Below are 12,690 nucleotides of genomic sequence, written 5' to 3'. Positions count from 1 at the left end.
GTGTTGTTTTAGCGAACAAGCGAGGATTTCAGCTAAGGAGTTGGTTACCTGTGCTATAATTTAAATTCCGATGCTTAACGTTCCTGCTTTTTAAGCTAAACGATCCACCCCTATCAACCGGACAGCAATGACAGCTAATCGCTACTGGCCCTCAATTTGGTCAACCATTCGTCTTCGCCCAAAGATATGCCGCAAAACGCTATGGCCATGTTTGGTGCTTTGATACAGATCAAATAGCTGCTACCCCTGGTAGGCGTTGCGGAGATCGTTGGCGGCTTCCTGATCATTATTCCGAGATTCAGAGCGTTGGGGGCAATTATTATTTGTCCGGTGATGGCAGGGATAGTGCTAACGGCTTTTTCGTTGTCGTCAGGTTTACCCCTGGCACTTGTTCTATCGGCCGTGCTGATTTGGGTCATTTTGGAGAACAGGGAAAAATACCTTCCCATGATTAGGTAAAAGCCTTATGTGGCACTTAGTACGGACGAACAGCCTTTTTGCTGATACTTTAATGCCCACTAGACTGGAGGTATGCGAGCATCTTTCTGAAGTCGGCTAAGCAGAACAGTTTTGTTACGGAACTACGCCTTCTTACCCGCTGAATGGGCCTCGCCCTGCCGAAATTTCCGGCCATGACGTGCATGTCATAGCAGTGGCAGGACGTAAATTTCAAACTTCAACCCCGGCAAATAAGAGCGCTTGTGCCCCGCCTTCCCTGAGACATGGTCGGGAAGGATGCGAGACTTCTGCGCCCCGGCATTTATCTTTTTACAGCCCGGCTCCGGTGCCGCTCCGAATTTTCTCCGGGTGGCGTCGGAGCCGGATTGAAGCGGCATCGGAGAAATCTAATAGAAACGACGGGCAAAGATCGAACTTGTCTCCCGGCATTCCCGAATTGGCCTCAGGCAGTATGCTGCGAGGCGGTGAAAAACCGCAGTTTCTGACCCTGACAAATCCAGACAATTTCGGACAATCTCAGCCAATTCCAGACACAGCGACCTGATAATTAGGACGCTGCAAATTTATTCTCTACGTTTGTTTCGTCAGGCTGCAATACGGACAAAAAGCAAAACTGACAGGGACAGACGTTTTGACAAGTTTAAATTCAACTCAATATGAAATCGTTGCTTAATCACCTATGGGGCCAGCCTTTCCGCGTTGCCGGAAGTATCAACGCTTCTGCTGAATCGTTCGACGCGAGGATAAAAGCACTTCGCACTCAGTCCAGCAGGATCGGGAGCGTCTCTTTCTTCATGTACAGATTTTTAGAATTTAGGCTTAGTCCCCTACTTTTTTGCTCGGCCCGCTTTAAACGACTCGTGCGTGTAACTAATTTCCGCCCGCTAATATCTTACTTTTACTCCTCCCGGATCAACTTTTGTTACTGTTTCGGGACGTCCACCCCAGAGTTTAAGCCGCTGCAGGCACAAAAAAATCCCGCTTTACTCATCGTAAAACGGGATCGTAGTCCATAGGGGAATCGAACCCCTGTTTCAAGAATGAAAATCTTGCGTCCTAACCCCTAGACGAATGGACCATTAATCATCTGAACCGTCTCGCACGATTCTTTTTCGGTAGCGGGGGCCAGACTCGAACTGACGACCTTCGGGTTATGAGCCCGACGAGCTACCAACTGCTCCACCCCGCACTGTTTTTTTCCTTTTCGAAGGCTTAAGATTTTAGCTTTTTGAGCTTTTTTCTTCACCGTTTTAACTTCCGGCACCGTCTGAATTGGACTGCAAAGATAAATTTCGTTTCTTTGCAGTCCAAATCTTTTTTAAAAAAATTTATGGCACATAAAGCAGGGTTCGTCAGCATCGTCGGGAAGCCAAATGCAGGGAAATCAACACTGATGAATTCTCTCGTTGGGGAGAAGATGTCTATCATCACTCCGAAAGCTCAAACAACGAGGCACCGGATCATGGGAATTGTAAATGAGGACGACTATCAGATCGTCTTTTCTGATACCCCCGGGGTGATCAAACCGAAGTATGGGCTTCAGGAGAGCATGATGGACGCGGTGGACGAATCGCTTGTTGACGCTGATATTATTCTGCTAGTGACCGATATCAATGAGCGGTTCGATGAATCGGACATTATTGAGAAACTTAGAGGTACCCTCTCCCCCATTGCGGTGATCGTTAACAAGATCGACACGTCATCTCAGCAGGATGTACTGGGCAAGATCGCCTACTGGCAGGAGCAACTGAACCCTAAAGAAGTATTCGCTGTGTCAGCACTCCATCAGCATAATGTGCAGTCGGTAATGGATTTCATTCTGGAGAACCTCCCCGAACATCCTGCGTATTACGAGAAGGATACGCTGACTGACCGCTCAGAAAGGTTCTTTGTATCTGAGATTATTAGGGAGAAGATCTTTAATTTGTATCAGAAGGAAATTCCGTACAGTACGGAAGTGATCATTACAGCCTTCAAGGAAGAAGAGAATATTAACCGGATAAGTGCTGAGATCATAGTCGAGCGGGATTCGCAAAAGAATATCCTGATCGGCAAAGGCGGAGAAATGATGAAAAGAGTTGGCACATACGCACGTAAGGACATAGAAGACTTCCTGCAGAAAAAAGTATTCCTCGAGCTGTTTGTGAAAGTCATATCTGACTGGCGTAACAGAAAAAATTATCTGAAGCAGTTCGGATACGAGGACTAGTGGGCTATGGGTTATGGGTTGTGGGTTATGGGTTATGGGTTGTGGGTTGTAAGTTGTAAGAAAGTTGATGCTGCAGGCCGAAAGCAGAAATCCAAAAGCAGAAGGCAGAAGGCCGAAAGCAGAAAGCCAAAAGCTTAAAGCGTTAGAGAATTTAGATAATAAGTAAAATTGCTGATTGCTGAAGGCTGACTGCTGAAAGCCCCAAACAGGGCTAAAGGCCGAAAGCAGAAAGCAGAAAGCCAAAAACAGAAAGCTTAAACGTTAGAGAATTTAAAGAATAAGTAAAATAGCTGATTGCTGAGGCTGACTGCTGAAAGCCCCAAACAGGGCTGAAGGCAGATAGCAGAAAGCACGAAGCCAAAAGCAGAAAACTTAAGCGTTAGAGAATTTAGAGAATAAGTAAAATAGCTGATTGCTGAAGGCTGACTGCTGAAAGCCCTAAACAGGGCTGATTGCCAACCGCCAATCGCTAATAGCAAAAAAACATGAGTAATATAGTAGCAATAGTAGGAAGGCCGAATGTAGGAAAATCTACATTGTACAATCGTTTGACGGAATCGAGAAAGGCAATCGTCGACGACTACAGTGGGGTGACGCGCGACAGGCATTATGGAGTGGCCGAGTGGATCGGCAAAACTTTTACCGTAGTGGATACGGGAGGATACGTGGCTCACTCGGAGGACTTGTTTGAAACAGCGATCCGCGAGCAGGTAATGATCGCTATTGAAGAGGCAACAGTTATCATTTTTATGGTAGATGTGACCACCGGCGCTACTGACCTGGACGACAGCATCGCTGACATCCTGAGAAGAAGTAATAAACCGGTGTTTGTAGTGGCAAACAAAGTAGATAATATCCAGCTGCTCAACGACACACATGTGTTTTACAGCTTTGGGCTCGGTGAGATCTATCCTATTTCTTCTATGACCGGATCAGGATCGGGTGAACTTCTTGACGAGGTAGTAAAACACTTCAAAGAGGAAGAACCTGACGACACAAAGCTTCCCAAATATGCAATCGTAGGGAGGCCAAATGTGGGCAAATCGTCGCTTATCAATGCCCTAATCGGCCAGCAAAGAAACATTGTGACTCCTATTGCCGGAACAACAAGGGATTCTATCCACATACATTACAATCAGTATGGGCATGAGTTTATGCTCATCGACACGGCAGGGCTTCGCAAAAAGACGAAGGTGAAGGAGAATATCGAGTTCTACTCAGTGATGCGGACTATCAAGGCGCTTGAAGAAGCAGATGTGATCATTTTAATGATCGATGCAGTGGAAGGCATTGAATCACAAGACATCAATATTTTCCACCTGGGCGAAAAAAACAAGAAGGGAATAGTCATCCTGATCAACAAGTGGGATTTGATTGAAAAGGATCATAAGACCACTAAGGCGTTTGAAGAACAGATCAGGAATAAGATCTCTCCGTTCAGTGATGTCCCGATTGTCTTTACCTCGGTAACGGAGAAACAACGCATTTTCCGGGCGATAGAAGCGGCAAACGAGGTGTACGAAAACAAAAACAAGAAGATCCCTACCTCAAAACTGAATGAGGTTATGCTGCCTATCATTGAAAGTTTTCCGCCTCCTTCCCTAAAGGGCAAGTATGTAAAGATCAAGTACATTACTCAACTGAACGGCTCTTCTCCGATATTTGCGTTCTTCTGTAACCTTCCCCAGTACATCCGGGAGCCCTACAAGAGATTCCTGGAGAATAAGCTTCGAGAACATTTTGACTTCAGCGGTGTTCCTATTCAAGTATATTTCCGCCAGAAGTAATCTGAATACTATGAAAACCACATTATCTATGCTTGCTATTGTTTCTTGTCTTGCGCTTGCATCGTGTAAAAACGGAGGGCCACGCGAAGAAACAGACGATAAAGACTCTATTGAAGCTGTACGTTCTGCCGACTCCCTGCTTCAGCAGGAACTGAATGCCGACACGTCGGCAAGTAGTTTGGATAGCGTTGACTCCCTATCTGAGGACAACTCCCAGCAGGGCGGCACCAGAAAATAAAAAATCATCACGGTTGCTTGAGGAAAGCGAGCGACCGTGATATCACCTGATCTTCAGCATTGATGACTTTATAATAGCCATCTTCACCGAAATAGTATCGGGCGAGACGGGATTTTAAATCCAGATCAATATGCCGACGAGCCATTGTGAACAAGCGGTGGTTGTATGTAAGGCCCTTTGATTTTGCAAGTGAGAGCAGTGCCTGGTGATGCGTTTCTGAAATTTTAAAGCTCGTAATAAACTGACTGATGGCCGGTGGCACAGGCTCCCTGATCAGGGAGTGATAAAGAAAATCATTTAACACTCCTTTTGCATTCAGAGCAAAATAATAATCGTTATATCCAGAGGTGTCAATAGGCACATATATATCGGGCATAACCCCCCTCCTCCATAAATAGGCCGGCCTGACACCGTCTTATACACCTTACCCTTTTTATATAGACTATCAACGAGGTGCTGCCGGCTTGAGCTAAGCTCGCCTGTCTTATGCCGGTTTAATATCTCTTCAAAATATGCATTAGTACCTTCTTTATAGTTTTTCTGAATAGAGCGGCCGGATGGCGTATAATACCGCGCTACCGTTAAGTTCAGAGCAGATCCGTCGCCGAAGTTAAATTGCTCCTGGACCAGCCCCTTTCCAAAAGATCGCCTGCCAATAACTGTCCCCCTGTCTAAGTCCTGTATTGCTCCTGCCACTACTTCGCTTGCTGATGCTGTATTCTCGTCGATCAGCACAACGAGCTTACCGGTTTGAAATTTACCGTCGGCAGTTGCATAGTAGTCAGTTCGGGGTTCATGTGTTCCTTTTGTATAAACGATCAGCTTTTTCTCGCCAAGGAACTGATCGCAGAGAGAAGTTGCGGCACTGAGGTAGCCGCCACCATTTTCGCGAAGATCCAGAATAAGGCTTTGCATCCCGTGCTTTTTCAGCAGATCCAGTTCACGCACAAAATCCTCATCCGTCCGGGCTCCGAACCGGCTTATTTTAACATAACCGACAGCTGGAGCAATCATATAAGCTACATCGATGCTACTTACTGTAATCTTGTCCCTTGTAACTGCAACAACACGGTCGCGCCGGCCGGGCGTGCGGATGGTAAGCTGCGCGGCTGTCCCTCTTCTTCCCCTGATCAGCTCAACAATCCTTTTATTGGTAGCCTGCTTTCCGGCGATATTTACCTTATTTATCTCCAGGATCCGGTCGCCGGCTTTTAACCCGGCTTTAGCAGCAGGCCCCATTTTATTTACACCTGTAACAAGCAGGGTATCATTTAAGAGCTGATATTCAATACCGATGCCGTTATAATTTCCCTCCAGATCGTCAGAAAGCTGCTTTGCATCAACCGGAGGCAGATAAGACGAGTGCGGGTCGAGCGTTTTCAGGACATCGTTGATCGCCAGATCCTGAAGCGAGTCCACATTTACCGGGTCGACATATTTCTCCTTGATGATGTTGAATACTTGCTCTACCTTCTCCTCCCTTCCGCCCGGCAGAAAAGGAATGAAAGTGCCGTTAAGTGAACTGCTGCTATCTTTCTGAAACTTGGGGCCAAGGACCATACCCAATACTAACGTCCCTGCATAACATCCCGCAATTATTAAATTCTTCTTCGTAGACAAAGCTCTTCTATTTCGAACGCTAAAATACTATTACTATACCCACAATTGCCGGAAATTTTTAAACAAAAAGCCAGATAAGGAGGCTTATTTGTTGTTTTACCCCAACTTTGTAACTTGAGATATGCACAACAAAATATTTCACAGGCAGTTACTAAATATACGGTAAAGGCAAGCAGTTTGATTGAAAAGTTTTAAAATAAATAGAGCACTTCTACGTATCTTTATTAAAAAATAAAATTATGCATGATATAGAGCCTTTTTATCGCTGGCGAGATGATTATGTAGCTGCAGAGGATGAGCGGTCTCCCTTTTATCAGACCGAGTACAGTGAGTTTGAGTTTGATAAAAAGATCTATAACTACTACATCCACCCCCAGTGGGACTACTTTGGATCACAGACACTCTACATAAAGATCCTTTTTGCCGACTACGACCAGCAGTACGCCATTATAGAGTTTATCGGGGAATGGAATGACACGATCTACAACGACGTCATGCTGCTCAAAAGAGAGATCATTGAACTGATGATGAAGGAAGGGATCAACAAGTTTATCCTTATCGGAGAGAACATCCTGAACTTTCATTCATCAGACGATCTGTACTATGAAGAATGGTTCCAGGATGTGGAGGACGGCTGGATTGCAGCAGTAAATTTCAGAGATCACGTGATCGACGAGTTTAAGAGAAGCAACATCGACTACTATATCAACTTCGGAGGCCGGCTGGACAATATGGTCTGGAAGAACCTGAAGCCCATCCAGGTATTCAAAAACGTGGAAGAACAGCTAATGAAACGACTGACGTAGGCTGACAGATACCATTCTACCCATTACCGCTACTAATGGGTCCCAGCTATTTTCTGACGCTTCATAGCTTTCCGCTGCCAGCCATCTACCTATTTGCTTTTCAGCATTTTTTATCGCATTTTTGTGATGCTTATTGAGAAAGACGGAGGGAGTAGACCCTGCGAAGTCTTAGCAACCTGTGCTTACAAGGTGCTAAATTCTATTCTTTACTATCACCACATCGAGGTAAAGAGAAGATAAGTTTAAGTCAGAATCCGGAGGATTTTCGAAAATAAGCGGAATTACAGGTTGCAGGTGGCGAGTTGTGTGTTGCCGGCAACCCGCTACATCCAACCCAGAACTTATAATGGACATTAGGAAAGAACTAGATAAAAGGATCCTCATCATCGACGGCGCAATGGGAACGATGATCCAGCGCTATGGTCTCGGTGAAGAGGACTTCCGGGGCGAACGGTTTAAGGATCATCCCTGTGATGTAAAGGGCAATAATGATCTGCTCAATCTGACCAGGCCTGACGTTATCCGGGAGATCCACACGGAATATTTGAGGGCAGGTGCGGATATTATTGAAACCAACACCTTCAGCACGCAGCGGATCTCCATGGCCGACTACCAGATGGAGCACCTCTCCTATGAGTTAAGCTACGAAGGCGCCCGTATCGCGAAGTCGGTAGCCCTCGAGTTTACGCAAAAGGATCCGGCGAAGCCCCGTTTTGTCGCCGGGGCGATTGGGCCTACCAATCGTACCGCTTCTATGTCGCCCGATGTGAACGACCCCGGCTATCGCGCCGTGACGTTTGATGATCTGGTGCAGGCATACGATGAGCAGGTGCGCGGCCTGGTAGATGGCGGCGCTGATGTTCTCCTGATCGAAACCATATTCGATACGTTAAACGCGAAGGCGGCTGTCTTTGCCATCAAGGAGTATGAAAAGGTCTTGGGCAGAAAGCTTGACATCATGATCTCGGGGACGATTACCGATGCAAGCGGGAGGACCTTGTCGGGTCAAACCGTTGAGGCTTTCTTGAATTCCCTTAGTCATGGTAATTTGCTCAGCATCGGACTAAACTGCGCTCTCGGAGCGAAGGAGATGCGTCCACACATTGAGGAGCTTGCTTTGAAAGCGCCCTGTTATGTGTCTGCCTACCCGAACGCAGGTCTTCCCAACGAGTTCGGAGCTTACGACGAGGTGCCGCATGATACAGCCCATCTCGTAGACGACTTCATGGCCCACGGCTTTGTAAATATAGTAGGCGGATGCTGCGGCACCACTCCTGATCACATCAGATGTATTGCTGAACGAGCGGCGAAGCACGAGCCCAGAAAAGTGCCCCAGGTAGAACCGTTCCTCAGATTGAGTGGACTGGAACCGGTTACAGTTACTCCCGCGGCGAACTTTGTCAATATCGGCGAACGAACCAATATCACCGGTTCTCCCAAATTTTCGAAGCTGATCCTTGGAGGCGACTATGAAGCAGCGCTAACCGTTGCGCGTCAGCAGGTAGAAGGCGGAGCACAGGTGATCGACGTGAACATGGATGAAGGGATGCTCGACTCTGAGGCTGCGATGACTAAATTCCTTAATCTTCTGGCATCCGAGCCCGATATAGCAAAACTGCCGATCATGGTCGACTCCTCAAAATGGAGTGTTATTGAAGCAGGATTAAAATGCCTGCAGGGTAAAGGGATCGTTAACTCCATATCCCTGAAGGAAGGGGAGGAAAAGTTCATTGCACACGCCCGACGTATCATGCAGTACGGCGCTGCTGTGGTTGTGATGGCTTTTGACGAAGCTGGACAAGCCGACAATTACCAGAGAAGAATAGAGATCTGCAAACGCTCATACGACATCCTGGTTAAGGAGGTCAGCTTTCCTCCTGAAGATATCATTTTTGATCCTAACATCCTCACTGTAGCCACCGGTCTCGAAGAGCACAATAACTATGCTGTAGACTTCATTAATGCCACCCGCTGGATCAAAGAGAACCTTCCGCTGGCTAAAGTGAGCGGAGGGGTTTCGAATATATCTTTCTCTTTTCGCGGGAACAACGTGGTACGGGAAGCTATGCATTCAGCTTTTCTTTATCACGCGATTAAGGCGGGGCTCGATATGGGGATCGTCAACGCCGGCATGCTGGAGGTATACGAGGAGATCCCCGGGGAGCTGCTCGAAAAGGTGGAAGACGTGCTGCTCAACAGGCGGCCTGATGCGACCGAGCGACTCGTCGACTTTGCCGAAACAGTAAAGGCGAAAGGGAAAGGAGCTGTAAAAGATGAAGAATGGCGCCATGGAACTGTAGAGGACCGACTTTCACATTCGCTGGTGAAAGGAATAATCGAGTATCTGGACGACGATGTGGAAGAAGCGAGACAGAAATATGATCGTCCGCTTCAGGTGATTGAAGGGCCGCTGATGAACGGGATGAACATCGTTGGTGATCTGTTTGGAGCAGGAAAGATGTTCCTGCCTCAGGTGGTGAAGTCGGCACGTGTTATGAAAAAGGCGGTAGCCTACCTGCTCCCCTTCATTGAAGCGGAAAAATTAAAGAATCCGGATGGGAACAGCTCCAGCTCAGCAGGTAAGGTCCTGATGGCCACCGTAAAGGGAGACGTTCACGACATTGGCAAAAACATCGTCGGCGTAGTACTGGCCTGCAATAATTTCGAAGTGATTGATATGGGCGTTATGGTGCCTGCTCAAAATATTATCCGAAAGGCGAAGGAAGAGCAAGTAGACATTATCGGGTTGAGCGGTCTCATCACTCCATCTCTCGACGAGATGGTTCACTTTGCCAAAGAGATGGAGCGGGAAGGATTCAAGATCCCTCTCCTGATCGGGGGTGCTACTACTTCGCGCATCCACGCCGCCGTAAAAATCGACCCTAATTATTCAGGCCCTGCTATTCACGTTCTGGATGCCTCAAGAAGCGTGACTGTATGCAGCAATCTGATGAACAGGGAAACCCGGGAGACGTACATAAAGACCGTCAAAGAGGAGTACGCAAAAGCGCGGGAAGCGCATTTAAATAAGCGGTCGGATAAGCGTTATCTGAGCATAGAGGAGGCACGTAGTAACCGCTTCCGGATAGACTTGGGAGAGGTTGTAAAGAAAACGCCTTCGTTTACAGGCACCAGGGTATTTGACGACTTTCCCCTCGAGGAACTGGTACCGTATATCGACTGGACGCCATTCTTCCATACCTGGGAACTAAGGGGCAGTTATCCCAAAATATTCAATGATGAAGTTGTCGGAACAGAAGCAAAGAAACTGTTTGACGATGCTCAAGTCCTGTTAGAACGAATTGTGCGGAATAAGTTACTGAAAGCGAGAGCGGTTATAGGGTTCTGGCCGGCGGCATCTGCAGGAGACGATATTGAGCTTCAGGTGAAGGAGCAAGTTGTAACTATTCACACATTAAGACAGCAGACGGAGAAAACAAAAGGGGAGCCCTACTATGCGCTCTCCGATTTTATTGCACCAAAAGAATCGGGGATATCAGATTATTTTGGCGGCTTTGCCGTAACTGCAGGCATTGGCTGCGACGAACTGGTGGCTCAGTTCGAGAAGGACCACGACGATTACAACAGCATCATGGCCAAAGCGCTCGCCGACCGGCTTGCGGAGGCCTTTGCGGAGAAGATGCATGAACTGGTGCGTCGTGAGTACTGGGGATACGCGAATGATGAGCATCTGAGTAACGAAGAGCTCATCAAGGAGCGCTATCAGGGCATACGCCCTGCGCCAGGTTATCCCGCATGCCCGGATCATACCGAAAAACGGACACTTTTCAACCTGTTAAAAGCAGAAGAAAGCACGGGCATTCATCTTACTGAAAGTCTGGCAATGTACCCGGCCGCGTCAGTGAGCGGATTCTATTTCTCGCATCCTCAGTCGCGCTATTTCGGACTCGGCAAGATCACCCGCGACCAGGTGGAAGATTATGCGGCAAGAAGGAACGAACCGCTGGAAGAAGTGGAGAGATGGCTGGGACCGAATCTGGCATATTGATGGATGGGGAGTTGCATGTTGTGGGTTGTAGGTTGTAGGTTGCGAGTGTCTTATGCTGAAGAATTGATGCGATATAATCACTAATCTTGTAAGACAAGTTTGATGAGCAAAGATTTTAAAAACTACACGGACCTTGACGTCGGGCGTGAGGCCAGAATACTGGTCTCTTCCATTTATTCTGCAACAAACTCCTATCCGAAAGAGGAGCAATTTGGGCTAACAAGCCAGATCAGGAGAAGCGTCATTTCCATCCCTTCTAACATTGCTGAAGGCTGCGGGAGATTTCACAAGAAAGACAGCCTGCATTTTATCTATATAGCAAGAGGAAGTGTTTATGAACTGGAGACTCAGCTTTATCTTAGCTTCGATTTAGGTTTTATAGCATCGAACGTTCTTCAACAAAATCTCAATCGACTTGAAATAACAAGGAAACTATTAAACGGGCTCATCAGATATTTTAATAACTGTACCGAACCCGCAACTCAAAACATACAACCTGCAACTCAATGAAAATTACCGAACATATAGCGAACGCGAACGGAAAGACTCTTTTCTCTTTTGAATTACTTCCTCCGGTAAAGGGCCAGAGTATTCAGCAAATCTATAATGCGATCGATCCGCTGATGGAGTTCAAGCCTCCCTTTATTGATGTGACCTACCACCGGGAGGATTACATTTACAAGCAGCATCCGAACGGTTTGCTTGAGAAGGTGACCTACCGCAAACGGCCAGGGACTGTTGCTATTTGTGCAGCCATTATTAACCGGTACAAGGTAGACGCGGTGCCTCATCTGATCTGCGGTGGCTTCACCAGGGAAGAGACTGAGAACGCACTGATCGACCTGCAGTTCCTGGGGATTGACAATGTGCTGGTTCTCCGGGGAGATGCACGCAAGACAGATCCCGCATTTATCCCAACTCCCGGAGGCCACGCATACGCCTGCGACCTTCTGGAGCAGGTTATGGGCCTTAACCAGGGAAGATACCTGCACGAGGATCACGACGCTAACCGCACAGACTTTTGCATCGGGGTAGCAGCATATCCCGAAAAGCACTTCGAGGCCCCTAATATGGAAACTGATTTCCGTTACCTGAAGAAGAAGGTGGATATGGGAGCCAACTTCATTGTAACGCAGATGTTTTTCGACAACCAGAAGTATTTCAGCTTTGTTGACCAGTGCCGGCAACACGGGATCAACATTCCTATTATTCCCGGCTTAAAGCCGATCACTTCCTCGAAGCAGTTGATCAACCTTCCCAAGATCTTTCATATTGATATTCCGCTTGAGCTAAGCGAGGCGGTGGCAGCGTGCAAATCTGAAGCGGATGTAAAAGAGACGGGAATTGAATGGATGATTGCCCAGTGTAAGGAGCTGGTGAAATTCGGCGCGCCTGTACTCCATTTCTATACGATGGGAAATCCCGAGCCCACCAAACGTATAGCGCAGGCAGTCTTTTAAGAAAAAGAGATCCAGAAGGCCTACCGAAGACCGCCTTCGGAAAAAGCACATCAAAGTCTTAATTCTGCCCGGGCGCTAATAAAAGAATTGGGGCTTGAAGAA

General features: G+C 47.3%; 10 protein-coding genes, 2 tRNA genes and 1 riboswitch. Of the genes, 7 read left to right on the top strand and 5 right to left on the bottom strand.

Annotated elements, in window-relative coordinates:
- Positions 1-134: 134 nt before the first annotated feature.
- The 3 genes from ACES2C_RS08080 to ACES2C_RS08070 all read right to left on the bottom strand — a co-directional run bounded on the left by ACES2C_RS08080 (position 135) and on the right by ACES2C_RS08070 (position 1,648).
- A complete protein-coding gene (locus ACES2C_RS08080) occupies positions 135-449 on the bottom strand; it encodes a hypothetical protein (RefSeq protein WP_374166464.1) in 315 nt (104 codons plus the stop codon).
- A gap of 1,016 nt (positions 450-1,465) precedes the next feature.
- Positions 1,466-1,537 (bottom strand) — tRNA-Glu (locus ACES2C_RS08075).
- 38 nt (positions 1,538-1,575) lie between these two features.
- Positions 1,576-1,648 (bottom strand) — tRNA-Met (locus tag ACES2C_RS08070).
- A gap of 141 nt (positions 1,649-1,789) precedes the next feature.
- Here ACES2C_RS08070 and era point away from each other — a divergent pair.
- The 3 genes from era to ACES2C_RS08055 all read left to right on the top strand — a co-directional run bounded on the left by era (position 1,790) and on the right by ACES2C_RS08055 (position 4,693).
- Complete coding sequence (gene era / locus ACES2C_RS08065; protein WP_374166463.1) at positions 1,790-2,668, top strand: GTPase Era; 879 nt, start codon at positions 1,790-1,792, stop codon at positions 2,666-2,668.
- Positions 2,669-3,153: 485 nt separating this feature from the next.
- Positions 3,154-4,455, top strand: a complete 1,302-nt coding sequence (gene der, locus ACES2C_RS08060; protein WP_374166462.1) for a ribosome biogenesis GTPase Der — start codon at positions 3,154-3,156, stop codon at positions 4,453-4,455.
- A gap of 10 nt (positions 4,456-4,465) precedes the next feature.
- Entirely contained in the window at positions 4,466-4,693 is a 228-nt protein-coding gene (locus ACES2C_RS08055) for a hypothetical protein (RefSeq protein WP_374166461.1), read from the top strand.
- 7 nt (positions 4,694-4,700) lie between these two features.
- On the opposite strand, the gene ACES2C_RS08050 is transcribed toward ACES2C_RS08055, so the two are convergent.
- Both ACES2C_RS08050 and ACES2C_RS08045 read right to left on the bottom strand, forming a co-directional pair.
- Entirely contained in the window at positions 4,701-4,997 is a 297-nt protein-coding gene (locus tag ACES2C_RS08050; RefSeq protein ID WP_374166460.1) for a hypothetical protein, read from the bottom strand.
- Positions 4,998-5,008: 11 nt separating this feature from the next.
- Entirely contained in the window at positions 5,009-6,313 is a 1,305-nt protein-coding gene (locus ACES2C_RS08045; RefSeq protein ID WP_374166459.1) for a S41 family peptidase, read from the bottom strand.
- A 239-nt stretch (positions 6,314-6,552) separates the two neighbouring features.
- Between ACES2C_RS08045 and ACES2C_RS08040 the strand changes: the two genes are divergently transcribed.
- From ACES2C_RS08040 to metF, 4 genes are all read left to right on the top strand, one after another.
- Positions 6,553-7,119, top strand: coding sequence for a hypothetical protein (locus ACES2C_RS08040; protein ID WP_374166458.1), 567 nt, complete (start codon positions 6,553-6,555; stop codon positions 7,117-7,119).
- 127 nt (positions 7,120-7,246) lie between these two features.
- A riboswitch (SAM riboswitch) is annotated at positions 7,247-7,362 on the top strand.
- A 103-nt stretch (positions 7,363-7,465) separates the two neighbouring features.
- Positions 7,466-11,128 carry a methionine synthase gene (gene metH / locus ACES2C_RS08035; protein ID WP_374166457.1) on the top strand — a complete coding sequence of 1,221 codons (3,663 nt, stop codon included), beginning with the start codon at positions 7,466-7,468 and terminating at the stop codon, positions 11,126-11,128.
- A 102-nt stretch (positions 11,129-11,230) separates the two neighbouring features.
- Positions 11,231-11,638: a four helix bundle protein gene (locus ACES2C_RS08030; protein ID WP_374166456.1), complete on the top strand. Its 408-nt coding sequence runs from the start codon at positions 11,231-11,233 to the stop codon at positions 11,636-11,638.
- Complete coding sequence (gene metF, locus ACES2C_RS08025) at positions 11,635-12,588, top strand: methylenetetrahydrofolate reductase [NAD(P)H] (protein WP_374166455.1); 954 nt, start codon at positions 11,635-11,637, stop codon at positions 12,586-12,588. Before ACES2C_RS08030 ends, metF begins: the two co-directional genes overlap by 4 nt.
- Positions 12,589-12,690 lie beyond the last annotated feature (102 nt).

This window comes from Arcticibacter sp. MXS-1, from assembly GCF_041902385.1.
GTDB lineage: Bacteria > Bacteroidota > Bacteroidia > Sphingobacteriales > Sphingobacteriaceae > Arcticibacter.
This window is presented reverse-complemented; position numbering and strand designations above follow the sequence as displayed.